The 24,574-nt window shown below is 59.7% G+C and carries 24 protein-coding genes; 15 read left to right on the forward strand and 9 right to left on the reverse strand.

What is annotated here, in order from left to right; all coding sequences use genetic code 11:
- Positions 1-20 precede the first annotated feature (20 nt).
- Both DHV10_RS24545 and DHV10_RS24550 read right to left on the reverse strand, forming a co-directional pair.
- Positions 21-1,142 (reverse strand): SIS domain-containing protein, encoded by a 1,122-nt coding sequence (locus DHV10_RS24545; RefSeq protein WP_239462029.1) that lies wholly within the window; start codon positions 1,140-1,142, stop codon positions 21-23.
- A 68-nt stretch (positions 1,143-1,210) separates the two neighbouring features.
- Positions 1,211-2,401 carry a pyridoxal phosphate-dependent aminotransferase gene (locus tag DHV10_RS24550; protein WP_338042638.1) on the reverse strand — a complete coding sequence of 397 codons (1,191 nt, stop codon included), beginning with the start codon at positions 2,399-2,401 and terminating at the stop codon, positions 1,211-1,213.
- A 96-nt stretch (positions 2,402-2,497) separates the two neighbouring features.
- Between DHV10_RS24550 and hypA the strand changes: the two genes are divergently transcribed.
- Genes hypA through hypE form a run of 7 tightly spaced genes read left to right on the forward strand, consistent with a single transcriptional unit; the run spans position 2,498 to position 7,075 of the window.
- Positions 2,498-2,860: a hydrogenase maturation nickel metallochaperone HypA gene (hypA, locus tag DHV10_RS24555; protein ID WP_162601868.1), complete on the forward strand. Its 363-nt coding sequence runs from the start codon at positions 2,498-2,500 to the stop codon at positions 2,858-2,860.
- A complete protein-coding gene (gene hypB, locus DHV10_RS24560; RefSeq protein WP_109489063.1) occupies positions 2,857-3,519 on the forward strand; it encodes a hydrogenase nickel incorporation protein HypB in 663 nt (220 codons plus the stop codon). The genes hypA and hypB overlap by 4 nt, the downstream gene beginning before the upstream one ends.
- Before the next feature lie 17 nt (positions 3,520-3,536).
- Positions 3,537-3,959, forward strand: a complete 423-nt coding sequence (locus DHV10_RS24565) for an iron chaperone (RefSeq protein ID WP_109489064.1) — start codon at positions 3,537-3,539, stop codon at positions 3,957-3,959.
- On the forward strand, positions 3,959-4,477 hold the full coding sequence (locus tag DHV10_RS24570; RefSeq protein ID WP_109489065.1) for a hypothetical protein: 519 nt from the start codon (positions 3,959-3,961) through the stop codon (positions 4,475-4,477). The genes DHV10_RS24565 and DHV10_RS24570 overlap by 1 nt, the downstream gene beginning before the upstream one ends.
- A gap of 60 nt (positions 4,478-4,537) precedes the next feature.
- Positions 4,538-4,891 carry a HypC/HybG/HupF family hydrogenase formation chaperone gene (locus tag DHV10_RS24575; RefSeq protein ID WP_109489066.1) on the forward strand — a complete coding sequence of 118 codons (354 nt, stop codon included), beginning with the start codon at positions 4,538-4,540 and terminating at the stop codon, positions 4,889-4,891.
- Positions 4,888-6,015, forward strand: a complete 1,128-nt coding sequence (hypD, locus tag DHV10_RS24580) for a hydrogenase formation protein HypD (RefSeq protein WP_109489067.1) — start codon at positions 4,888-4,890, stop codon at positions 6,013-6,015. The genes DHV10_RS24575 and hypD overlap by 4 nt, the downstream gene beginning before the upstream one ends.
- Positions 6,008-7,075 (forward strand): hydrogenase expression/formation protein HypE, encoded by a 1,068-nt coding sequence (gene hypE / locus DHV10_RS24585; RefSeq protein WP_109489068.1) that lies wholly within the window; start codon positions 6,008-6,010, stop codon positions 7,073-7,075. Before hypD ends, hypE begins: the two co-directional genes overlap by 8 nt.
- A gap of 360 nt (positions 7,076-7,435) precedes the next feature.
- Here the strand turns inward: hypE and DHV10_RS24590 are convergent, their stop codons facing one another.
- Together DHV10_RS24590 and DHV10_RS24595 are read right to left on the reverse strand one after the other, a co-directional pair.
- On the reverse strand, positions 7,436-8,257 hold the full coding sequence (locus DHV10_RS24590; RefSeq protein WP_109489069.1) for a sugar phosphate isomerase/epimerase family protein: 822 nt from the start codon (positions 8,255-8,257) through the stop codon (positions 7,436-7,438).
- Between the two features lie 81 nt (positions 8,258-8,338).
- Positions 8,339-9,934, reverse strand: a complete 1,596-nt coding sequence (locus DHV10_RS24595; RefSeq protein WP_109489070.1) for an alpha-amylase family glycosyl hydrolase — start codon at positions 9,932-9,934, stop codon at positions 8,339-8,341.
- A gap of 43 nt (positions 9,935-9,977) precedes the next feature.
- Between DHV10_RS24595 and DHV10_RS24600 the strand changes: the two genes are divergently transcribed.
- Complete coding sequence (locus DHV10_RS24600) at positions 9,978-11,642, forward strand: alpha-amylase family protein (RefSeq protein ID WP_109489071.1); 1,665 nt, start codon at positions 9,978-9,980, stop codon at positions 11,640-11,642.
- 9 nt (positions 11,643-11,651) lie between these two features.
- Here DHV10_RS24600 and ggt read toward each other — a convergent pair whose 3' ends face one another.
- Positions 11,652-13,412, reverse strand: coding sequence for a gamma-glutamyltransferase (gene ggt, locus DHV10_RS24605; RefSeq protein ID WP_109489072.1), 1,761 nt, complete (start codon positions 13,410-13,412; stop codon positions 11,652-11,654).
- 73 nt (positions 13,413-13,485) lie between these two features.
- Between ggt and DHV10_RS24610 the strand changes: the two genes are divergently transcribed.
- Complete coding sequence (locus DHV10_RS24610) at positions 13,486-14,394, forward strand: NADP-dependent oxidoreductase (RefSeq protein ID WP_109489073.1); 909 nt, start codon at positions 13,486-13,488, stop codon at positions 14,392-14,394.
- Positions 14,395-14,480: 86 nt separating this feature from the next.
- Here the strand turns inward: DHV10_RS24610 and DHV10_RS24615 are convergent, their stop codons facing one another.
- A complete protein-coding gene (locus DHV10_RS24615; RefSeq protein ID WP_109489074.1) occupies positions 14,481-16,316 on the reverse strand; it encodes a hypothetical protein in 1,836 nt (611 codons plus the stop codon).
- Between the two features lie 933 nt (positions 16,317-17,249).
- On the opposite strand from DHV10_RS24615, the gene DHV10_RS24620 reads away from it, so the two are divergent.
- A complete protein-coding gene (locus DHV10_RS24620) occupies positions 17,250-17,963 on the forward strand; it encodes an ankyrin repeat domain-containing protein (protein ID WP_109489075.1) in 714 nt (237 codons plus the stop codon).
- 47 nt (positions 17,964-18,010) lie between these two features.
- On the opposite strand, the gene DHV10_RS24625 is transcribed toward DHV10_RS24620, so the two are convergent.
- Positions 18,011-18,583 carry a hypothetical protein gene (locus tag DHV10_RS24625; protein WP_162601869.1) on the reverse strand — a complete coding sequence of 191 codons (573 nt, stop codon included), beginning with the start codon at positions 18,581-18,583 and terminating at the stop codon, positions 18,011-18,013.
- 370 nt (positions 18,584-18,953) lie between these two features.
- Here DHV10_RS24625 and DHV10_RS24630 point away from each other — a divergent pair, with 370 nt between their 5' ends.
- From DHV10_RS24630 to DHV10_RS24650, 5 genes are all read left to right on the forward strand, one after another.
- Positions 18,954-19,220, forward strand: coding sequence for a hypothetical protein (locus tag DHV10_RS24630; RefSeq protein ID WP_109489077.1), 267 nt, complete (start codon positions 18,954-18,956; stop codon positions 19,218-19,220).
- Positions 19,221-19,361: 141 nt separating this feature from the next.
- Positions 19,362-20,366, forward strand: a complete 1,005-nt coding sequence (locus DHV10_RS24635) for an LOG family protein (RefSeq protein ID WP_109489118.1) — start codon at positions 19,362-19,364, stop codon at positions 20,364-20,366.
- Positions 20,367-20,593: 227 nt separating this feature from the next.
- Positions 20,594-21,754, forward strand: coding sequence for a hypothetical protein (locus tag DHV10_RS24640; protein WP_109489078.1), 1,161 nt, complete (start codon positions 20,594-20,596; stop codon positions 21,752-21,754).
- 18 nt (positions 21,755-21,772) lie between these two features.
- Positions 21,773-22,981, forward strand: a complete 1,209-nt coding sequence (locus DHV10_RS24645) for a glycosyltransferase (RefSeq protein WP_109489079.1) — start codon at positions 21,773-21,775, stop codon at positions 22,979-22,981.
- A gap of 74 nt (positions 22,982-23,055) precedes the next feature.
- Entirely contained in the window at positions 23,056-23,415 is a 360-nt protein-coding gene (locus tag DHV10_RS24650; RefSeq protein ID WP_109489080.1) for a hypothetical protein, read from the forward strand.
- Here DHV10_RS24650 and DHV10_RS24655 read toward each other — a convergent pair.
- Together DHV10_RS24655 and DHV10_RS24660 are read right to left on the reverse strand one after the other, a co-directional pair.
- Positions 23,361-23,987, reverse strand: coding sequence for a hypothetical protein (locus tag DHV10_RS24655; protein WP_109489081.1), 627 nt, complete (start codon positions 23,985-23,987; stop codon positions 23,361-23,363). The two genes, DHV10_RS24650 and DHV10_RS24655, sit on opposite strands and share 55 nt — an antisense overlap.
- Before the next feature lie 17 nt (positions 23,988-24,004).
- The gene (locus tag DHV10_RS24660) at positions 24,005-24,571 is read right to left on the reverse strand and encodes a hypothetical protein (protein WP_109489082.1); all 567 of its coding nucleotides are present in this window, start codon (positions 24,569-24,571) and stop codon (positions 24,005-24,007) included.
- Between the last annotated feature and the right edge of the window lie 3 nt (positions 24,572-24,574).

Here is a 24,574-nt window from a genome sequence, read left to right on the forward strand (position 1 = left end):
CGAAGCTGATCCCCGCCGGTCTACGAACTCGTCTCGATCACAGCCTTCGACAAGTTCCTCGGCCGGTCCACATCCACTCCTCGCTCCAGCGCCATGAAGTACGCGAACAGCTGCAGCGGAATCACCTCAGATATCGGTAAGAGATGCTCGCTCGCCGACTCGACAAAAACGCAGTGCGCCGCAAGCTTTGCAACCTCGCCGTCGCCCGCATTTGCCAGCGCGATCACCCGTGCTCCCTGCTTCTTCATGTCGCTCAGCAGCTGCAGCGTCTTCTCGTAGCGCAGCACTGAGTCGTCCAGCTTGCGGTCCACCGTTGCCAGCGCCACCAGCGGAACCTGCTCGCTCACCAGCGCGTTCGGTCCATGCTTCAGCTCGCCCGTCGGATAACCCTCCGCCGTAATGTACGACGACTCTTTCAACTTCAGCGCGCCCTCGCGCGCAATCGCATAGTGCACTCCGCGTCCGAGATAGAGAAAGCTCTCAGCATCGCTGACCTTCGCGGCAATTTCCTTCATCGCCCCGCGCCAGCCCTCGAGCTGCCGCTCGATCGTCGCCGGCAGCGCACGAAGCTCCGCGATCCGCTCCTTCAACTGCGCCGGCTCGAACGATCCCAGCCAGCTTCCCTCGTAGAGCGCCAGCAGATAAAGCGCCGTAAGCTGGCAGGTAAAGCTCTTCGTCGCCGGAATGGCCAGTTCTTTGCCCGCATCCAGCGGCATTGCCGCTCCTGCCTCGCGCAGCATAGTGCTGCCCGGCACATTTGCAATCGCCAGCGTCTGCTGCCGTCCTTCTTTCGCAAACCGCAGAGCCGCCAGCGTGTCCGATGTCTCGCCCGACTGCGAGATCACCAGCACCGAAGGTTGGCGCGGATTCACCGCCGGTCTGCAGCTGTACTCGCTCGAATATTCAACGTCAACCGCAAGCCCGCACAAATCCTCGAAGATGATCTCTGCGGCCAATCCCGCGTGACGGCTCGACCCGCTTGCGGCAATCAGCACCTCGCCGCGCGAGTTGAGCCACTGCTCCATCGGCGCAAACACATCCTGCTTCAGGCCGTTGCTGTCGAGATACAGATCAAGAGTGCGCTGGATCGCCGCTGGCTGCTCGAAGATCTCGCGCAGCATTGCATGAGGGAATTCGGTCACTGAGTTGGAATCCTTAAGAAGTTAAGCTCGTACTCTTCGATTCTAAGTGCCGCGCAAGCGGGTTAAATTTAAAGCCGCCGCAGCCGCGCGCACGCTTCGTCCAGATCGTGATCCTTCTTGGCGAAGCAGAAGCGCAGCAGGTCTTCGCCGCGACCCGGGCGGAAGAACGCCGAGCCCGCAACGGATGAGACGCCCGTCTGCGCCAGCAGATACCGCGCCTTTTTCGCCGCCGTCTCGCCCTGCAGCCGCGTCGCTTTCGCCAGCACATAGTAAGCGCCTGCCGGAACGCTCGGCTCCATGCCCGCATCCCGCAGCGCCGAGACAATCCGCTCGCGCTTCGACTGATGATCAGCCGCAAGCCTGGTGTAAAACTCCGCTGGCAGCTGCTCCAGTCCCGCGGCCGCGCCATGCTGCAAAGCCGAAGGAGCGCACACATACGTCAAATCGTGGAAGTAGCCCATCGCTCCCATCCACTTCGCATCGCCGGTCACGTAGCCGAGCCGCCAGCCCGTCACGCTGAACGTCTTGCTGAAGCCCGACATCACGATGGTCCGCTCGCGCATGCCCTCGAGCGTTGCCAGGCAGATGTGCTTCGCTCCGTCGTAAACAAAGTACTCGTAGATCTCGTCGGTGAAAACAAACAGGTCGTGCTCGCGCGCCAGTTCTGCAATCGATTCCAGCTCCGCGCGGCTGAACACCTTCCCGCTCGGATTCGCCGGAGTGTTCACGATCATCGCCCGTGTCTTCGGCGTCACGGCAGCCCGCATCGCATCCACGTCGAGCGCCCAGTCCGGCTCCGCCAGCGGCACCAGCACCGGCTTCACCCGCATCGACTTCAGCGTGCTCACGTGATAGCCGTAAAACGGCTCGAACATCAGCACCTCGTCATGCGGATTCAGCAGAGCCATGCAGGCTGCGTGCAGACCCGCTGTCGCTCCGCACGCCACCATGACCTCGGTCTCCGGATCGTACTCGAGACCGTAGTCCCGCCGCTGCTTGGCCGCAATTGCCTTGCGCAGCCGCTCGATGCCATCCAGACGCGTATAGATGTTGTGCCCGGCACGAATCGCCGCGATCGCCTCGTTCTCCACCGGACCCGGAACCGGCGTGTCGCAGACGCCCTGCGCAAGATTGATGCCCCCGATGCGGTCGCATTCGGTCGTCATCGCCCGGATCTCCGACTGCATGGCTCCGGGCGCAAGCTCGCTCAGCGCGAGACGGGAAGCTGTATGCGGATGAGGCGCAAGGGTTTTGCTCACGGGGAAGTCGCTCCAGCAGCCATTCTACAGTCGAGTGCCGTTCGACACACCCGACTTCAATCCGGCGCTTTAGAATCTTGCCTTCAGCGAGGTCCCGTGCACGAGCTCTCCATCGTCTCCAGCATCGTCGACTCCGTCACCGAAACCCTCGCGGCCTATCCCGGCGCGCGAGTCAAAGAGGTGCGCCTCCGCGTCGGCGCGCTGGCCTCGGTGATCGAAGACTCGCTCCAGTTCTGCTACGAGATCGCAACCAGAGATACGCCGCTCGATGGTTCGGCGCTGGTCGTCAAAGTTCTTCCGGTTCGGATGCACTGCGACAAATGCGCAGAAGACGTTGAGATCGCCAGCCTCCAGAGCTTTCGCTGTCCCCGCTGCGGTGAGCCGCTGACAGACATGCGTCAGGGTAGGGAACTGGAAATCGACTCCATCGAAATCGACCAGGTTGAGGAAAATGTATGACCACCCGCATCGTTGAATTGCGCCAGGGCATTCTCAAGAAGAACGACGAGCTGGCCCGCAGCCTCCGTGCTCAATTCGAAGCATCCGGCGTCCTCGTCCTCAACCTCGTCTCCAGCCCCGGAACCGGCAAGACCGAATTTCTCCAGCGCACTCTCCGCGAGCTGATCAACTCCGGTGCCAAAGCCGCAGCCCTCGTCGGCGATCTCGAAACCGATAATGATGCCCGCCGCCTCGCCGCCAGCGGTGCTCCCGTCCGCCAGATCAACACTCACGGCATCTGCCACCTCGAAGCAGAGATGATCGCGAAGCATCTCGATGGCTGGAAACTCGCCGAACTCGACTACCTCTTCATTGAGAACGTCGGCAACCTCGTCTGTCCATCCAGCTACGACCTCGGAGAGAAGATCCGCGTCGCCCTCCTCAGCGTCACCGAAGGCGAAGACAAGCCGCTCAAGTACCCGACCCTGTACAACTCCGCCGACGTCGCTGTAATCACGAAGATCGACATCGCTCAGGCCGTCGGCTTCGATCGCGACGCCGCCCTCCGCAACATCGCCGAGATCCGTCCCGGAGTCCGCATCTTCGAAACCTCGGCCAAAACCGGCGCCGGCATGGCAGAATGGCTTGCGTATCTGGCCCAGCAGCGATCGGCCAAGTAGTCCTCCAGGAGAAAGCAATGCGCAAGACCCCGAACCCCGCAGCACCGAAAGCAAAACTGGCCGACTCCGCCGACGGCGTCGACGCCTATCTGGCCAACGTCCCCGAACCCGCCCGCACCACGCTCCAAAAGGTTCGCGCGACGATTCGCTCCGCCGCTCCCAAAGACGCTACTGAAGGCATCAGCTACGGCATGCCCGCCTTCCGCTACAAAGGCGCTCTCGTCGGCTACGCCGCATTCAAGAGTCACTGCAGCTTCTTCCCCATGCAGGCCTCCCTCATCGACGAGATGAAGGAGGAACTGAAGAACTACCGCACGGCAAAAGGAACTCTCCAGTTCCCGCAGGACAAACCCCTGCCGGCCGCTCTGCTCAAGAAGATGGTCAAACTCCGGGTCGCCGAAAACGAGATCCGCTCTGCAACGAAGGGCCGGAAAAGTTAATGACCGCTGGAGACCTCGCCTCCTTCAGATCCGAACGTGAAGCCAAGGAATATCTCATCTCCCGCATCGTTGCCGAGGCCAGGGTGCAGGGAACTGAACTGAGCGATGTCGAACGCAAGATGCTCTACTTCACTGAGACCGGCTGGACGCTTCCCGGCATCATGGATGTGAACGCCGAGTTCGAGCGGGATCACGACAACGAAGAGTACGAGTCGAAGATCGCTGGCATCGTACGACAGGTTGAAAAGGCTAATTCCGCAACAGGCGGCGATCAGCAGTCGCTCTGGGATGACGCAGTTGTTAAGCTGAGCGAAGGTGATCACTATCTCTTAGTCTTGATCGGTCTCGGTCGTTCAGCACCTGCCGGAAAACTTTCAAAATGGCTCCCTGTCGCGAACTTCTACGGAACGGCCAGGGCGCGCCCGGTAGGAGATTTCTTCCGGCTAATCGCGGTTGCTGTCGCCTCGATCCTCTTGATACTGGCCGTTGTGGTCATCCAAGCTTGGCTGCGCCGCTAATCTCCAAGGTGATCCAAATCACATCTGGGCATCATCTTCCGGCGTTATAAGGGTGATGCTATGTGCCTGGCAATCCCCGGAAGAGTGGAACAAATCACGTCCGAAGGCGACATTCGCATCGGCCGCGTCAACTTCGGCGGAGTAATCAAAAACGTCTGCTTGGACTACGTTCCCGAACTCGTCGTCGGCGACTACACCATTGTCCACGTTGGCTTTGCGCTCTCCAAGATCGATGAGCAGAGCGCCCTCGAGACCCTGGATCTCTTTCGCAAAATGGGCGCTCTCGACGAGGAACTGGCGACCGAGGAAGAAGCGTTCGCCCGCGCCGCCATTGCCCCGCAGTCAGCCTGTCCCGACGGAAGCTGCGAACTCACGGGAAAAAACCTCCGGGATAAATCCGAGCCGATCCGATGAGATACCTGAACGAATTTCGAGACGGCGAAGTCGCCCAGCGCATGGCGCGCGAGATCTGGCAGGTTGCCACGCAGCCCTGGAAGATCATGGAGATCTGCGGCGGTCAGACGCACTCCATCATTCGCAACGGTATCGACCAGATGCTTCCGCCCGGCATCGAGATGATCCACGGTCCCGGTTGCCCGGTGTGCGTGACACCGCTCTCGCTCATCGACAAGGCGCTCGCAATCGCGGCTCAGCCCGGCGTGATCTTCTGCTCCTTCGGCGACATGCTTCGCGTCCCCGGCACAGACGGCGATCTCTTTCAGATCAAAGGTCGAGGCGGCGACGTCCGTGTCGTCTACTCGCCACTCCATGCCGTCGAACTCGCTGTCAAGAACCCAGACAAGCAGGTTGTCTTCTTCGGCGTCGGCTTTGAGACCACAGCACCCGCAAACGCAATGAGCGTTCATCTCGCAAAGCGGCGCGGCCTCAGGAACTTTTCGCTCCTGGTTTCGCATGTGCTCGTGCCGCCCGCCATCGAAGCCATCATGAGCTCGCCCGAGAACAAGGTGCAGGCGTTTCTCGCCGCCGGCCACGTCTGCAGCGTCATGGGTTTCTGGGAGTACCCGCCTCTCGCCGACCAGTTCGGAATTCCGATTGTGGTGACCGGCTTCGAACCGCTCGACCTTCTCGATGGGATCCGGCGCGCCGTGATCCAGCTTGAGAACGGCGAGCACCACGTTGAGAACGCCTACGAGCGCATCGTGACCTATGCGGGAAACCTGGAGGCTCAGCGCCTTCTTGCCGAAGTGTTCGAGCTTACCGATCGCGCATGGCGCGGCATCGGAGTGATCCCAAACAGCGGCTGGCGCTTGAATGACCACTATCGCGCCTTCGATGCCGAACAGCGCTTTCAAATCTCCGGAATCCGCACCGAGGAGTCGCACCTCTGCAAAGCAGGCGACGTGCTCCGCGGTGCAATCAAGCCTGCAGGCTGCGCTGCCTTCGGCAAAGAATGCACGCCGCGACATCCGCTGGGAGCCACAATGGTTTCGAGCGAAGGCGCCTGCGCCGCATATTTCAACTACGGTCGTTATCTTTCCGCTGAAGACCTGGCCGGCGCCGGAGCAGCCCATGCCTAACCAAGGCGCGCCTGACTTCTCCAACTGGAGTTGCCCTCTTCCGCTCCGCGACTATCCCACAATCGTCATGGGACACGGCGGAGGCGGAAAGCTTGGCAACGAACTCGTTGAGCATCTGTTCCTGCCCGCATTTCGCAACCCGGCATTGGAGAACCTCGGCGATGCGGCCGTGATCGAACCCGGCTCCGGGCGGCTGGCGATGAGCACGGACTCCTTCGTGGTGCAGCCCTTGTTTTTTCCCGGCGGCTCAATCGGAGCTCTGGCCGTCAACGGTACCGTCAACGATCTCGCAGTCTCCGGAGCCGACCCGAAATTCCTCAGCGCCAGCTTCATCCTCGAGGAAGGCTTTCCGCTCGCGCAGCTTGCCGCAATCGTCGAAGCCATGGCAGATGCTGCCGCGAAGGCTGGCGTCCGCATCGTTACCGGGGATACCAAGGTGGTCGAACGAGGCCACGGAGATGGCTGCTACATCAACACCGCGGGCGTGGGCGTGATCCGGCAGGGAATGAGCGTCGGCCCCAATCGCGCCCAGGTTGGAGACGTCGTCCTGGTCTCAGGTACGATTGGCGATCACGGGATGGCCATCATGAGCGTCCGCGAGGGTCTCGAATTTGAGAGCCAGATCAAATCTGATTGTGCCGCGCTCAACGGCATGATCGCCGATGTGCTGGATAGCGCAGGCTCCTCGGTGCACGCCATGCGCGATCCTACCCGCGGAGGCCTGGCCTCGACTCTGAACGAGATTGCGACAGCTTCGAACGTCGGCATCGAAATAGAAGACGACAAAGTGCCCGTGCGAACCGAGGTGCAATCGGCCTGCGAGTTGTTGGGGCTCGACCCGCTCTATGTCGCCAATGAAGGCAAAGCGGTCTTCTTCGTTGCCCCCGAGGCAGCAGATCGCGTCCTCCGTTGCCTGCGTTCACATCCGCTCGGCAGCGACGCGGCAATCATCGGATCAATTCCTGTCCAGCACCCGCGCATGCTGGTCGCCCGAACAGCCATCGGCGCGAATCGAGTCATCGCCACCCAGATTGGCGAGCAGCTACCGAGAATCTGCTGACGACGGAATTGCGGCTGCTTTAAAGCCCGTGATCAATCGGGGCAAGTTCTTGCTCACGGCTCGTTCGCATCGGCACACCTTTTGCCGGAGAGCCGCGTCGATGTAAACTCTAGCTCACCAAAACGTTTTATCTAAGTTGCTTTCTGTATCGGTCGACGCAGTCCGGGCACCCGTCAACCCAGGCAGGAGCAGGGTGAAGAAAGAATGAGCGGGAAGAGAAGAAAGACGTCCTATCACAAGACAAGGATGCGGTCATTGTGGCTGACAATTTTGGTGTTAGGCGCAATCATCATCGGATCAACCATTCTGATGGCCTCGGCCGGAAACTTCGACCGGTTGTTCCGATCGTGAATAGCTAGATCACGAGATATTCTCGAACGCACGCTGGATCCGCTCTGGTATCTCACCCGGAGCGTCTTCGAGGTTGTAGCCAATCTCCAACACTGCGGCTGGCGGGTTCTGAAGCGCCTTAATTGCACCGAGGGCTTCGGTCCAGTTGATCGTGCCATCACCCGGCCAGAGATGTTCGTCGCGCACTCCGTGGTTGTCGTGGATGTGCAGCTCGGCGATTCGCTTGCCGAAGATGCTAATCGCTTCTGCAACCCCGGGAGCCATGTGAGCGTGGCCGAGGTCGAGGCAAACGTCAATCTGATCGAGATGAGCCATGTCCAGAATGGTCATCAGGTGTTCAGGCGAAGCGAAGTCGCTGGTCAGATTCTCCACCAGCACGCGGACGCCGAGAGGCTTGGCAAATGCGCCCAGGTGCTCGAGCGCCGTGGTGGCGTACTCGAGCAGACGCATCGAAAAGCTGTCGAAGTTCTCGCCGAGGTGCACAACGAGTTTCTGGATGGGTATGTGCTCTGCCACTTCGAGAGCGCGCTTGATCTCATCCATCGCGTCAATACGGCGGGACTTCTCCGCATGCACAAGATTGACGGCCGGAGCCCCTGCGCGTCCCATCTCGCGATCGGGCCATAGTGGTGCGTGCATCGACCAGGGCTGAAGCTCATTGAACGCAAACCACCCGGCAAGCTCGGAAACATGCTCGCGGCTTGTGTAGTCGAAGTGCTGGCGGGCTGCGAAGATCTCCACGCCCTGTGCGCCACAGCGAGCGGCGGTTTCGAGAAGTCCAGGATGCAACCGCTGCTTCAGGAAAAGATGAGTCGATAGAACAGGCAGCATGCTTAGTTGAGTTCTCCTCGAAAACTTTCCCAATTGTCTCATTTCCAACGACGAATCGAGCTGATTTCCATACGCGGAGATTCATGCGGAGGCCGCTCCGACCGGGTCCGACGAATCGGCCAGTTTGACGGTAACCGCCTCGGCAGGCGCGACAATCAGACTTCCAGTGACGCGCACGCCTTCACGCCGCGCGCTGGTGGCTGCCGCAATCACTCCGTCTTCGCACGCGATCTCACTGGGTTCGTCGGATAGATTGATGCACACGCGGAAGCGAGCCCTTGTGTCCGATCGCAGGAAACGCAGCACGCCATCCATTGCCGAAAGCTCCGTGAGCTTTCCAGAGACGAGTGTGGACTCATCGCGGCGCAGTCGGAGCAGTCGCTGATAGAGCGAAAGCATCGAGTCTGGGTTCATCCGAGAATCCGTTACGTTGACGGCACGATTCGCATCTCCGATCGGCAGCCATGGCCGGGCGGGAGTGAAGCCGCACAGAGGTGAGCCGTCCCAGGGCATGGGCGTACGTTCCGGATCGCGCCCCATTCCGATGCCAGGCTGCCGTTTCTCTGCGGGATCCTGGACGTCATCGGCGGGAATAGCCACGTCCTGCATACCCAACTCTTCGCCGTTGTAGATGGTCAACGTGCCGGGCAACGACATAAGAAGCAGGGCGGCTGCCCGGGCTCTCGAAAGGCCAATGCGGGTTGCGATCCGCGACTTGTCGTGATTGCCCAGCACCCAATTAGGCCATGCGCCGGCGGGAAGAGCAGACATGTACTCTCCGATCGTGCGTGCGAGCTCGTCGGCTGTCCAGGCGCACTGCAGAAGCTGAAAATTAAATGGCAGGTTGGCGCCGCCCAGAGAAGGGCCGTAGTAGTCCATCAGGCGCGGAATCGGCAGGTAAATCTCGCCAATCAGAACCCGGTCGCCGAACTCCTCCAGAACTCCGCGCATTTCAGCGACGAGTTCGTGAATCTCGGGTCGGTCAGCATCGTAAATCGGGAGAAACTGCGCCCGGGAGCCTTGACCGATCGTGTAAGCCGGGTTCGGCGGATTGTCTCGAAACTGACCGTCCTTGATCATCAGCCACATCACGTCAACCCGGAAGCCGTCCACGCCTTTACGCAGCCAGAAACGCAGGGCGTCAAACATGGCTGCCTTCACCGCAGGGTTGCGCCAGTCAAGGTCAGGTTGCTCTCTCAGAAATTCGTGCAGATAGTACTGACCAGTCTTCTCGTCGAACTCCCACGCGGAGCCGCCGAAGTGGCTCTGCCAGTTGTTCGGCTGGTCGCGCCAGATATACCAGTCGCGTTTTGGGTTGGTGCGCGATGACCGGCTCTCCACGAACCACGGGTGTCGGTCGGAAGTGTGATTCGGAACGAAGTCAAGGATGAGACGCAACCCGCGCTGATGCACAGCTTCGAGCAGGCGATCGAAATCGTCCATCGTTCCGAAGATCGGATCGATCCCGCAGTAATCGGCTATGTCGTAGCCAAAGTCCGCCATCGGCGACGGGTAGATCGGCGAAATCCAGATAGCGTCGATGCCAAGCTCGACCAGATAGTCAAGCCTGTTCCGAATCCCGTTCAGATCGCCGATTCCGTCATCGTTACTATCCTGAAACGATCTCGGATAGACCTGGTACACCACAGCGTGCTTCCACCAACTCAAATCCTGCATCCCAACTATTACTCTCCCGCTGCTGCTCGCGGACGACAAGATCATGATCAACGATCTCTGGTACAAGAACGCAATCTTCTACTGTCTTTCTGTCGCCACATATATGGATGCGAACGGCGACGGAGTGGGCGACTTCCCGGGGCTGCTCAGAAGGCTGGACTATCTGCAAGGGATGGGCTTCACTGCTCTGTGGCTGATGCCCTTTCAATGCTCGCCGGGCCGCGACAACGGCTACGACGTGAGCGACTATTATGCGGTCGATCCCCGATACGGCACACTGGGAGACTTCGTTGAGTTCACTCGCGGCTGCAAGCAGCGCGGCATGCGGGTCATCATCGATCTGGTCGTGAACCACACGTCGAACGAACATCCATGGTTCAAGGAAGCATGTGTCGACCCGGAGTCGAAATACCGCGATTGGTATGTGTGGTCGACAAAGAGACCGAAGGACGCGAATAAAGGTATGGTCTTTCCGGGAGTGCAGAAGACCACGTGGTCCTACGACAAGACCGCTGGTCTCTGGTATTTCCACCGCTTCTACGACTTTCAGCCTGATCTGAACACGTCTCATCCGGATGTGCAGGCAGAAATTCTGAAGATCATGGGTTTCTGGCTGCAACTCGGCGTCGACGGTTTCCGTATGGATGCAGTCCCGTTTGTAATTTCGCAGAAAGGGCCGGATCTGAAACGCCCCGTCGAGCACTACGACATGCTGCGGTCGTTCACCGAGTTCCTTTCCTGGCGCAAGAGCGGGGCGATGATTCTGGGCGAAGCGAACGTCACGCCGAAACACGACATGCAGTACTTCGGCGATGCCGGCGAGCGACTCCAAATGGTCTTCAACTTCGACGTCAATCAGCACCTGTTCTACGCCCTGGCTTCAGGCGATTGCGGACCTCTGATGAAAGCCATGGACGACACGCGCTCGCGTCCGGCAACCGCGCAATGGGGACACTTCTTGCGCAACCACGATGAGCTCGACCTCGGCAGGTTGACCGCTTCGCAGCAACAAACTGTCTTCCAGGCTTTCGGCCCGGAAAAGAGCATGCAGCTTTACAACCGGGGTATCCGGCGAAGGCTCGCTCCGATGCTGCAGGGCGACCGCCGCAGGCTTGAGCTTGCTTACAGCCTGATGCTCACCCTTCCCGGCACTCCTGTCATTCGCTATGGCGACGAGATCGGCATGGGCGATGATTTACGTCTTCCAGAGCGCGAATGCGCGCGAACGCCGATGCAGTGGTCCAAAGAGCCGCATGCTGGGTTCACGAAAAGCGCAAAGCCGGTGATGCCTGTCATCAGCGAAGGGCCATACGGGTTCGAGCATGTGAATGTGGCGGCGCAGCGGCGCGACCCGAATTCGATGCTCAACTGGATGGAGCGCATGATCCGGATGCGCAAGGAAGTGCCCGAGATTGGCTGGGGAGACTTCAAATTTCTGAACGTCAAGACGAACCAGGTCCTCGCTATGCTTTACCAATGGCGCAACAACTCCGTCGTTCTGCTGCACAATCTCTGCGCCGAGCCTTTCGAACTGCAGCTGCGGCTGGGACGGAACGCCGCAGACGATCAGGGGCTGGTCAATCTGCTCTCTGAAGATCACAGCCGCCCGACGAAGACCGGAACGCATCGAATCCTGCTCGAGCCGTACGGCTACCGCTGGTATCGCGTCGGCGGGCTCGACTATCTTCTGAAGCGATCGGAGTCCTAGGCTGAACTGCTAGTAGCCCGCGGCACTGCCATAGGAGCTGCGATGGTCGTGGCCTGCAAGGAGTTCGCCGGTCTTTGGATCGATGGCGATGCACTCGCCGTTCGACCAGTGGCCATCGCCGAGGTCGAGAGTATGGCCCATGTCCCTAAGTTCGTCCTGGACCCTTGAGTCAACGCCGGGTTCCAGATAGAGCTTGTCGGGCAGATATTGATGGTGAAACCTTGGCGCATCGACCGCCTCCTGAATATTGAGCTTGCCTGCAGTCGCGGAGAGGAAGATGTTCGCGACCGTGGTGATGATCCGGCCGCCACCTGGCGAGCCGAGAACGTACCGCAGCTTGCCATCTTCCAGGACAATGGTCGGCGTCATTGCGCTGAGCGGACGCTTGCCGGGCGCGATCGCATTCGCCGGACCCTGTATCAGTCCATACATATTGGGCGTCCCGAGCTTCGATGTGAAGTCATCCATCTCATCGTTGAGCAGAAACCCGAGTGACCCGGCAGTGACGTGCGAACCAAAGCTGTCATTCAAGGTTGTGGTGAGCGCGACCGCATTGCCTTCTGCATCGACAACGGACAGGTGCGTCGTGTCGGGCGACTCCTTCTGCCGTGTGCCGGCAGTCGATGGCGCAAGCGGCAGAAAGCCCGCGGGGCGCTTGAGAGCGGCGCTGGGTGAAGCGCGATCAGGCTCGATGCTCTTGCTCCAGGCCGCAGCGTAGTCCTTGGAAATCAGCTCGGCGGTCGGAATGCGGTTGAAGTCGGGATCGCCAAGGTATTCGGCGCGGTCCATGTAGGCCCGGCGGAATGCTTCTGTGATGAAGTGGATCCATGGCGCACTGCGATCCTTCATCTGCGCAAGATCGAATCGCTCGAGAATATTGAGAGCACTGACCAGCACGATCCCGCCGGACGAAGGCGGCGGCGCGCTGATGATGGTGTAGTCGCGATACTCGCCAATGATCGGCTTGCGCTCGACGACGCTGTACTGCGCCAGGTCGTCGCGGGTGATCAGCGAGCCGCCTTTGCTCAGATCGGCGACGAGTTCCTGCGCCATCTTGCCGTGATAGAAGTCATCCGGATCAGCCGCGATCCTCTCCAGCGTGCGAGCAAGCTGCGGCTGTTTGAACACTTCGCCTGCACGGTAGAACTTACCATCGCGCTGAAAAAGGGATCGCGATTCCGGAAACCGCGCGAGATCGGATTCGGTCAGCTCGTTGGCTTCTTCCGCCGTGAGCGCGAACCCGTCGGAGGCAAGCTTGATTGCCGGAGCGATGACGCGCTTGAGTCCCAGCTTGCCGTACGTTCTTTCCGCGTAGGCAAGCCCAGCGACAGAGCCGGGTGTTGCGATGGAGCGGTATCCGAGCGTGCTGGCATCCGGAATAATGTTGCCCTTCGCGTCCTGGTACATGGTTTCGGTTGCGGCGAGCGGTGCCTTCTCGCGAAACTCAATGAAGGTGGATTTACCGTCGTGCGTGCGAAGCAGCAGAAATCCACCGCCGCCGAGATTTCCGGCGATTGGGTGCACTACGGCAAGCGCGAAGGCGGTGGCAACCGCCGAATCCACTGCGTTGCCGCCTTCTCTCAAGATGTTCAGGCCTGCGTCCGACGCGAGGTGATGGACACTGACCACCATGCCGTGCTTGGCTCGGACCGGCTGCTCGCCACGCCATGCGAGCACAGCTTTGTCGCGTTCCTGCGCATGCGCGGCACACGAACTTGCGAGCAATCCGGAAATCAGAAGGAATGAAGAGAAGCGTCGAACGGTATGCATGTCCTAGCCGTCAGGATAACCTGCAACGTTATGCGAGCATCGCACCGTGTTTGCAAGGGTGAGGGGATTTTCAATGAAGGCAATTGTTCTGCACTCTTATGGCGGACCCGAAGAGCTTCGATACGAGGACAGCGAAATTCCGGAATTTGGCGACAATGAAGTGCTCGTGCGTGTCAGGGCAACGAGCGTCAATCCAGTGGACTACAAAATTCGCAGCGGCGCTGCGAAAGCGCGGATGCCGGTCGATTTTCCTGCAATTCTCGGGCGCGATCTCGCCGGCGAGGTCGTTGACGCCGGGCGAAACGTCACCGGCTTCCCGAAAGGCATGCGCGTGATGGCGCTCGCTAATGGCACGTATGCGGAATTTACGGTTGCAAAGGCGGACGTGCTCGCGCCGATTCCCGATGCGCTCGATTTCGAAAAAGCTGCGGCGCTGCCGCTGGTTGTGACGACCGGCGCACAGCTGATTGAACGCTCCGTGAAGCTTCAGCCAGGATGGACAGTGCTGGTGACCGGCGCACTGGGAAGCGTGGCGCGTGCCGCGATACACGTTGCGCACAGACATGGTGCGCGTGTTATCGCCGGGGTTCGCGAGAAGGAAAAGACTCAGGCAGCGGAACTTGACGTCGACGAGGTTGTGGCGATTGACAGCGAGCGTGAGATCGAGATGCTCCACGATCTCGATGCCATCGCAGACACGGTCGGCGGGAGGGCAATCCAGAGGCTATTCAAGACGCTGAAACCCGGCGGTGTGATTGGTTCCGTGCTCGGCGTTCCAGAAGGCGCACGCGAACACGGAATCCGCGTGGAAGCGATGATGGCGGTTCCGGACGCCTCGCGGCTTTACGAATTGGCGGACGAGAATGCGCGCAATCAGTTCACCATTCCGATCGCGCGTACGATGAGGCTTGAAGAAGCCGCCGAGGCGCAACGGCTTGCCGAAAGCGGCGGGGTCGGAGGAAAGATCATTCTTGTGCCATGATCCGCGCGCAACGCTGAGAGTCCGCAAGCAAGAAGGGCAGACGATGTAATCTCGTCTGCCCTTCGAGTTCTGCGGATCAGCTCTTCTTAGAGATGTTCCACGATGTGCCGGATCGCGTCGTCCTGCTTGAGCGGGAGCAGCGCACGCGATGGCTCGACACCGACAACGTTGCGTTTCGGCAGCAGGCCGAGCTCGAGAAGGACTGCCAGGCTGACTTCGTCGCGCGAACTGAACGGACGGTATTCAGGATGCTGATACTTCTCCCAGTTCTGCGACAGATTGGCAACGATCGTTTCGGGTTCTGAATCGGCGCTGACGGTGACGACCATGTTGAGCAATGAGATCTCACGGTCGGTCAGTCGCACAGCGGGCGTTCCTTTTTTCAGCTCGTGCGCGACAGTTGGAATCTGCTTCTCGAAGAGTCCCTTGATCTCGATCCAGCGGGCGAGGCCGAGCCATGTTGGCGGATCCTCAGGCTGCGGGATGATGAGCTTGTGCATTTCGCTCACGAGAAGCGGAATGCCGGAGGTCAGCGTGTAAATATCATCGATCTGCTTGTCAGAGAGAGCAATGCGATAGATGTCGCTGAACCACGCCTTGATGTGATCGCGGCTGAAGCGCCGGATGGAGGCGATGCCCTGGAAGTTGCGCTCTGAGGGTTGCAGCAGGCCCCAGCGAAGCAGATCAGCGCCGCCGGTGAGCATTGGGAGGCCATCGTCCATTGCGATCGCCTGCATCACGTCGTTCGGAGAGATCCATTCGAAATCGGTGATAGCGGGGTGACCGGTCAGTGCCCGGATTCCGCACTTGGGATGCGAGAGCGGGTTGTGATCCTTCGGCTCGAGCCACTGCGACACGGCGAGCAAGGCGCGAACAGTGCGCGCATCTTTGCGCTCGATATTGGCGCGCTCGATGTGGCTCGTGAACTGGTCAACCTGGTCCCACGAGAAGAACGAGATCTTGCCGTTGCGCGATGGGATCAGAGATCCAGCAGGAAGTTCCTCTTCGTGCGAGTCAGAGGAGACGTGCAGGGCCGGGAAGTCGTCCGGTTCAGGAGCCGCAATCTTCGGCTCTTCGATGGCGATTTCCTGAACAGGCACCGGTACGGGTACGGGCGCAGGTACAGGCGCGGACTGGACAACCGGTTCCGGCATCACCGGAGTGTGAAGCTGTATAGGCTCCTGTTCCGCAGCGTGAATCACCGGCTCAGCGATCGGCGCAATAGCAGGCTCCTTGTAGCTTCCGTTCCCGTTGCCATTGCCGAAGTGCGAACCATTCGATTCGATCTTTGCAGGAGCGCTTGCCGGCTTCGGCGCAGGCTTCGCTGCTGCGCGAGGCGCGGACTCAGGCCCGTTACGCCACCAGTCGATTTCAAGCTGGCGGACAAAGTCGTCGAGGCGAGGAAACCCAGACTTGAGCTGCTGCAGCTCTGCATCGTTGGTCTCGTCTTCAAGGCCGCAGGCCCAGCCCAGCCAGTTTTCTGCTTCAGGGCCGGGGAGTTCGGGCGGCGTGGCGCGCTCGGAGATCTCCATCAGTTCGGAAACAGCAGCATCGCGGAGGGCAAGCCGTTCCTGGCGAGTGCGTTCGCGGCGATGCGAGATGGTGCCGGTGGCAAGGAACTGCGCAAGCTCAAGATAGCGGCGGCGCTTTGCGGCCGCATCATCGAGGCGGGAGACCAGCGTGGTCAGTTCCGACTTGGTCTTCCATGCGGCGGTGCTGTCTTCCGAAAGAATCGCGTCGCGCAGGTTCTGGCAAAGGTCAAGGAGCTTGCCGACCTCAGCGATGATCTCGCCGCGATTGATGCTTTGCGCTGCCTCAAGCTGATCGATCTTGTCGTGGCAGAGTTTCGCCTGCCCTGCGAGGCTCTTCAGTGTCTCGGCAACGACACTCGGGCCGTGTTTTGTCTCTTCGGAGGTCTTCACTTTGTTGAGCTCCCATCGCACTGAACAAGGGATTGTGCGGTATCGCCACATCGTATCGTGATTCGTGCCCTTGGTTTAAGGTGCTGCGAGACTTTGGTAATACAGAAGTCACATTACTTTTGTAGAGATATTTGATTCAAAGGTCCCTGATGAATCGCATCCGGAAGGTTGCGCGACGGCGAGAGCACAGCGTCGCGGCGGGTCCGAGAGCGATTCGTTGTTGCATCGTACTCGCCGGCGCGATGCAGCTTCGATTGCTGGGCGTGCTTCACTCATCCGCCGAAACGGTGCGCTGCACGGACTGACGACGCTCGCTTTGATCCGACGGCCTCCCCCGCCCCCCTCCCCCTACACCTTGCAGGGAAGTAGTGTGGGTTCAGCGACTTACAAAACCGGCTCGGCGCTAAGTGTGTCTACCCATTGGAGTTGCTCACAAGGTGTTTCATAACAAAGGGTTTAGCGAGCTGCCCGACAGCAATTCCAGGGCAATCTCGTTCACATCTCCTGTTTCGTCATTACGGCAATCGAGCGCACAAAGCGCCGGCTGATTTCCGCTACCTTCATTCTGCGCTTTTCGAACTTAATTGACTGCAAACGCAGTGTTGGTGTGGAAGCCGCTTAGATCGTGCCGCTTAATGGCGAGCGGTCGGGTTGACGCGCTTGACGAATCGTACGTGTGCATATCTTCGTGTAGTTGATGCAGACGCAGTGTCGCGGTGCGTTGCGGAACTGCGGCCTGCGTCACACTTCACTCTCTACTTTGTGGAGAGTTTGCCATTCAGGGTCGAATGGGTTGTCACGGTGAGCGAAGACGCGGTCCGATAGAATGCTTGCGTATTTTCATTCCTTCGAAGTGGAGCTTCAGTGAGAGGACTTATACCCATAGGGAGAGGGCTCGGTGTCTGGGCTCTCGCGTCGGTTTGCGCCATTGTTATGAGCAGTTCTATCCCCGCGTTTTGCGGGCCGATCCACGATGCAGCTCGCAAGGGCGATCTGAAGAAGGTGAAAGCCCTTCTCGCTGCCGATTCAAAAGCCGCGAACGAGCGCGACGCCAATGGCGACACTGCGTTGCATCTCGCAGCCCTGCACAACCAGCTGGCCGTTGCCCAGGCGCTGCTCGATGCGGGCGCGGACGTGAATGCCAAGAACGGCTACGGAGCGTATACGCCCGAGGATCTGGGAAGCATCCTGGGATCGAGCAATCATAAAGATCCGGTTTCGTTACTGACCGTGCACGGGATTGATACCGCGGATATGAAGAACGGCTACACGCCGCTGCACCTGGCGGAGTTCTCGGTGGGCCACCGGAAGATGGTGGAGCTGCTGGTGAGCAAAGGCGCGGATGTGAACGCTCGGCCTGCAAGCGGCGCCACTCCGCTTTTCTTTGCGGTGTTGCGCGACCAGAAGGATGATGCGCAGTTCCTGCTCGAAAAGGGCGCGCACGTGAACACGCCGGATGCCTACGGCAACACGGTTCTTGACTGCGCATTGCAGTTGCAATACGGCAGCCTCATCCAGCTGCTTGTCGATAAGGGCGCCGACGTGAACGCGCAGGACCAGAGCATGCATCGTCCGTTGAGCTACGCCATGAAGATGGACGACCACAGGTGGGCAGACTTGCTGAGGAAGCACGGCGCGCACGAGTGAGCGTGGCCGTCAGGCTGCGTCACAATGCTGCGACTTCCGTGTCCGAGCTAGCGCTCGGTGATGAGCATGAGCGGATCGGGTTGAGTGCGGCAGGTCTGCAAGCTTGACCTGCTCCACCTTGATCCGTCTGCATAGGAAACGGAGATCAGTTCGACGGAGTGGACAGCGGTGAATCCGGGGACCCGCAGGTCGGCTGAGACGCTGCCGTCTGCCTCTGTGCCGAATCTCACGTTCTGGATGGTGACAGCATTCCAGTCCTGCTCGGTGCCGGCCGGAGTGAGCATCATCCGGTTCTTTCCATTTAGGCCGCGCACGCGCACGACAGCAGAAACGATCGGATGACTGTCTTTGAGGTTCAGGGCGATTCGTTGTCCGACTTGCGGGCGAGCGCTCTGCTTCTCGCCTTCCCGGACGCGGATGGTGTGGTCCCACATCCCCTGGGTCGCGTGCATCCCGATGGGACATGTTTCCGCCAGGTCGGAGAGGAAGACCGCCGTTCCTCCCGGCATGAGGTGCACCTGCGGTGGTGGTGCGGAGCGGGAGCTTTCCTGAGCAGCCAGTGTGAAGGGCATGAGAGCAAGGGGCAGAGTCAGGGCCAGCCCAACAGCGGTACGAATCATAAGGCACCCCCGGGCGAACGAAGTCGCGTTGGAGATAAAAATACGCCAACGTAACGTTCCCTCGCAATGGTCCAGAGCACAGCGCCCGGGTATAGATTGAGTGCCTGCTGTGTTACCGTTTCAGTACGGCGTCCCTCAGCGATGCGGGGCAGCAATTTACATGAAGTCCATGGCTGCGCAGTGGCGCAGACGATTGAAGGGGCGAGGCTTGTGGCCGGCTTCCTGATCCGGAACGATGGACCGATGCAGGCCCTGGAGAATGTCACAGCAGCCCGATTTTTCGACGTCGAGCATGCCCACTAACCCGGCACCCGCAACTGGCGCATCAACATCCTCTTCTAACGAGAGCGCGCCCCTGGCCGATGACGTTATGGGCAGACCTTCACCGCAGCGGATTCCGCACTGGCTGGTGCGAACCGAACTGTATCTCCGCGTGCTGCTGAGGATGTATATCGGTCTGGCGATCTGTTATGCGCCGTGGTCGCAGCTGTTCTGGGATCAGAATCCGCTGTTCGTGCAGTATCCGACCCTGTCGATCTATGCGGCGAACGGCGCGGTGCGCGGCATCATCTCCGGACTGGGGCTGTTGAATATATGGATAGCGCTACAGGACGCCATTCGGCATCGAAACGAATGATTCGCCCTTGAAGTGAGTAAGGCTATGAGCGAGAAGACCGAACAGGGAAAAGGCGACCGGGCTGCGAAGAGCAGTTCGGAGCAGTCGAAGACAGCGGAAGCCGACGCGAAATCCCCCGCAACACAAAACAACGACCCCGACATGGCGGTTGAGCTTCCGGCAAACGGAACTCCGCCAGCGCTGGCGGCAGCGCCGCTGGCGTACGAGAACCCAGCGTTCCTGAACGGGCCCGACGGCAGGTTGATCCGCATAGTAGCGGAGTACATGGAACCGCTGGCGCGGTTCCGGCGCGAACACATTCAGGACACCGTTGTGTTCTTCGGTTCGGCGCGCTTTCGCGGCAAGGAAGAAGCCGCACACGAACTTGAGTTGCTGGACAACACCGGGTCGACGGCTCCCGCGCCCAGCGAAGAACAGCCGGCAAGCATTCCCGACATTGCTGCGGGCAAGGCGACGGAGTTGCAGCGAAAGCGTGCGGTAGCGGCCGTTGCCATGGCTCGTTACTACGAAGATGCGCGACGGCTGGCGCAGATGTTGACGCAGTGGTCGCTGAAGCTGCCTTCGCGGCGGCATCGTTTCGTCGTCACCTCGGGCGGAGGGCCCGGCATCATGGAGGCAGCGAATCGGGGCGCACACGAGGCTGGCGGAAAAACGATCGGCATGAACATTCGCCTGCCTTTCGAGCAGTCTCCCAATCCGTACATCACGCCGTCGCTGAATTTTGAGTTCCACTACTTTTTCATGCGCAAGCTGTGGTTTGCTTACCTGGCAAAGGCGCTCGTTGTGTTCCCGGGAGGTTTCGGAACGCTGGATGAGATGTTCGAGATCCTCACCCTGGCGCAGACACACAAGCTGGCAAAGAAGATCACGGTTGTCGTGTACGGATCCGACTACTGGAAGAAGGTGTTCAACATCGATGAGTTGGTGGACACGGGCGCGATCTCGCCGAAGGATATTGAGCTATTCCAGTACGCGGACACTCCGGAAGATGCGTTTGAGATCCTGCGCAATGGGCTGACGGAGAACTACCTGATTCCCGAGGCAAACGCTGCTGCCGAACAGGCGTTCCACGGCGTGTTGCCCGGGGCCACGTTCGAGGACTTTCTCGGGCCGGAGATGGCCAGAATGAACAAGGACCAGGACTGATTTTCGTCACTGCTTTAACGCCAGTCATAAACGCCGGAGTGCCGGAAATTCAGGCGCAACTGAAGAGTTGCATTTGCGTCCTTGACTACCCTCTTTTCGCGATTACCAGTCTGAGTCGCTGCACTGATTGATGTGCAATTCTTCTCCTCTTAACCCTCTGTTGATGAGCCGGCCCGGATACTGAACGCGCAGCCCAGGCCCGCTCCCATGCGGACGAAGGAGGAGAGATGGCGAATGCGACCGTTTCGTACCTTTGGCGTGATCGAAAGGCGCACGAGGGCTATCGCACCGGCATTTCACTGCATAGCCACACCAATCAATCGCGCGAGACTCTCGACTTTCTGGCGAATCTTGGAAGCAAGTACGCTCTGATCCGCCCGCTGCTGGCACGGCTGGAGCATCGTGCCGAACGGCTTCATGGTGTCAGGGTCGACTACGCATCGAGCTACTGGACGCCGCCGATGACTCCGAAGCTTGCCTTCGACCTCGAGAGCGCGCAGATCGAAAAGCTGGGCCAGAACTCGATGGTCTCGATCACGGATCACGACAACATCGCGGCTCCCATGCTGCTGAGAACCGTCCCCAGCGCACGCCGTATTCCGGTATCGGTCGAGTGGAGCGTTCCGTATGGCGGCGTCCAGGATTTTCACCTCGGTATACATAACCTGCCGAGTTCCAGGGCAAAGCAGTGGATGAAGACGCTTGCGGAGTTTACGGCAAATCCCCGAGAGGAGCGCCTCAGGGAGATCCTGGTTGCTCTTCACGAAGAGCCGCATGTGCTGGTCGTGTTCAATCATCCGATGTGGGATCTGTTTCTGATTGGGGAAGAGCGGCATCGCTTCATGGTGAACGAGTTTCTGCAGAAGTTCGGCGGCTGGCTGCACGCGCTGGAGTTGAACGGGCTTCGCAACTGGGAAGAGAATCGCGAGACGCGCCGGCTGGCAGAGCGATGGAACATGGTTCTGATCAGCGGCGGAGACAGGCACGGCGTCGAACCAAACGCGAACATCAATCTCACGAACGCCGCAACCTTCACTGAGTTTGTGCACGATATACGCCGCGAGCGGCAGAGCAATATCTTGTTCATGCCGCAGTATGCGCAGCCCTGGAAGCACCGGCTGCTGCAGTCGACCCTGGATGCAATTCGAAATTATCCTGATTTCCCGCAGGGATCGAGAACGTGGGACGAACGCGCGTATCACCCGGATGCGCACGGCGTCGTGAGGCCACTTAGTGAAATCTGGCCGAGAGGGCGAGCGCCCCTCGCGGTTCAGTTCGTCATCAAGTCCGTACAGATGCTGGGCAGCCGTCCCGTGTCGGGCGGACTGCGCATGGCATGGAACGATGCGAGCCAGCTTCGCCTTGCACTGAGGGACCAGGAGAGCTAAGCGCAAAGGAACGGTTGCATGACCGGACAGGTTCCGCGGATTGCATTTTTCCCGGACTCGTTTCACGAGGTCAACGGGGTCGCGCATACCAGCCGTCACTTCGAACAATTTGCGAGAGAGCACAGCATTCCGTTCTTATGCGTTCGGGCGGGAAGCCGCGCTCCGAAGGTGAGCCGTGACGGCACCGTGTGGACACTCGAGCTTCCCCGGAGCGCCTTTTCCATCCCGCTGGAGAGAGACCTGACGTTCGACCCTGTGTATCTGCGGCACCTGCCTCTCGTCGATGAGGCGATACAGGACTTTGCGCCGGACGTGGTGCACGTTACGGGACCGAGCGATGTAGGCGTGCTTGGCGCATCGATGGCCCGGTACCACAAGATCCCGCTCGCGGCAAGCTGGCACACCAACGTGCACGAGTACGCCGCGCGCCGCTTTGCGCACTTGCTGCGCGTGTTTCCGCAAACTGCCCCGCTGGGTGCTGCCAAGGGCATTGAAGAGTGCGCGATGATGATTGCCGCACATTTTTATTCGGCTGCTGGAGTGCTATTTGCTCCGAATCGACAGCTGTGCGGGCAACTCGAGGAGCTGACCGGCCTCTCCTGTTTCCTGATGCGGCGAGGGGTGGACTGTACGCTGTTCAATCCTGGGAAAAGGAAGCGCGGAAGATCCGGGAGAGAGTTCGTCCTGGGGTTTGTTGGGCGGCTGTCCGTCGAGAAGAATGTGCGGATGCTTGCGCGAGTTCAGAATGAGCTCGAGCGGCTTGGCCGAAAGAACTTCCACTTCATGATCGTGGGGCATGGATCGGAGCAGGACTGGCTCCGGCGCAATCTGCCTCGCGCGGAGTTTACCGGCGTGCTGAAAGGCGAAGCGCTGGCCGAAGCCTATGCTGATATGGATCTCTTCATCTTCCCGTCGCACACCGACACCTTCGGCAACGTTGTTCTCGAGGCCCTCGCCAGTGGAGTGCCGGCAATCGTGACCCCCGATGGCGGGCCAGCGAGCATCGTTCGCGACGGGGAGACGGGCCGGGTGGCTTCGGAGGCCGTCTTTGCGCAAGCCATTGAAGATGTTCTCGAAGACGTCGCACTGCATTGCCAGATGGGCCAAGCGGCGCGAAGAGACGCGCTTAGTGCGACTTGGAATTCTGTATTCAGTGACGTTCTTCGCGGCTATCGGCACCTGACCGCGCAGCCCTCACATGACCCTTCCTGGGCCGCCACGAACTGACGAGCGACATATAACCTTGAGAGCTGAACTGCCATCCAAGTCCTGATGGTCTCGGTTATCCGCTGGAGGGTTTCGTGGCTTCGCTCGTTGTCCTGATGATGGAAGAAGAACAGCCTGAAGGCCTTTCCGCGCGCAAGCTCGTTGTGGAAACGGCAAAACACAATGTGCTGACTGCATACAATCTGCAGGACGGACTTGACCTTCTCCACCGGTTCCCGAATGTCGATGTCATCATGGTCCATTCACGTCTCCTAGAGCAGAAGCACGATCTGCTGGCTGAAGTGAGACGGACATGCCCGGGCAAGCCGATCATCCTTGCAAGTCCGTTTGCGAATGACGGGCGCGAGGAGGTCGACTATGTGGTGGATAGCCACAAGCCTCACGATCTGATCCGGCTGTTCGCGTCGGGAGAGTTACGGCTCAGACCCTGCTGATCTCTCTCCGGTTTAGATAAGCCCAGGGTTATCGTGTCGCCACGGTCAAAGATCAGCATGTCCGACATCCTGAAAGCGGCGTACGGCTCCGCAGGCAAGCCGGGAAACTTCTTCCGAATCGCTTCGATGATTTCGTTTGCCTGATCTCCAGAAATGCTCGGCAGCAGCATTCTCGAGCCCAAATCGAGATGCGCGTATAGCCCCGCCGCCTCTCCTTCGCCATCTCCCGGGTGGTAGCGAATGGCAGCAAGGTCCGCTATCCCAACCTGCTCGTGAGTGGAGAAGACGTGACCGAGATTCCCGTGTGCGATGACGCCCTCAATCGTGACACGCAGCCTGGTTTCGCGTCCGTGAACTCTATCCGCGAAGGCCCCTACCATCGTCCATATCGTGACGATGGCAATGAGAATGCAAATCCCTAAGTTGCCGCGATACCAGAACCAGCAGATGAGGATCAGGGAGATTGCGGGCCCGATAAAATCCTGGACCCCGCCTGTTTCGCGCAGAACCGTGAACTCCAATGCGTCGAAGTATTCGACTGTCTTTAGTTGCACGCCGCTCTCGAGTGACATGGCTCGCCTCGCTGCCGTTAAGGTGTTCTGAGAGCGCCGCTCTCCAGATCGAGCGCGAACGGTGTTTCCTTATCCGTCATTAAATTCCATCCCAGGCCATGAAGCGTGCAGCCCTCAATCGCATTCACAGTGACTCCCTCGTCCGACAGCTTGGGAGACTGCCACGCTTCTCCATGCGCGCCCCAGGCAAGGATGGAGCGGTGTCCAACGAATAGTAGTAGATTGGCGTCTGCCGCGGGGTACACATTGAGAACGGGACGATAGGGAAGCATGGTGAATCGCTCCGGCGCAGAGGTGTCGATCATATAGGCGTACCCTCCGGCGACGGCGCAAATCTCTTTTGGGTCTGGCGCCGACCAGATTCCGGTAGGAACAATCGGATCCTTGAAACCGAGCGCGCAGGTAGCGAGAAAGTCCCCGCCTGCGCTCGGCCGGACGAGAACTTCGAGCGCTCCGCGTTCTACCTCTTCCACCTGGAGCGGATAAACGAAGTGGCGCGCGGGCAGAATGGGCGGTCGACCGGCAAGCACCTCCGCTTGCCAGTCGTGAGCGAAGGTGAGGTCCGTCCGCACTGCGCTTTGCATGGA

Source organism: Occallatibacter savannae, assembly GCF_003131205.1.
Classification (GTDB): Bacteria; Acidobacteriota; Terriglobia; order Terriglobales; family Acidobacteriaceae; genus Telmatobacter; species Telmatobacter savannae.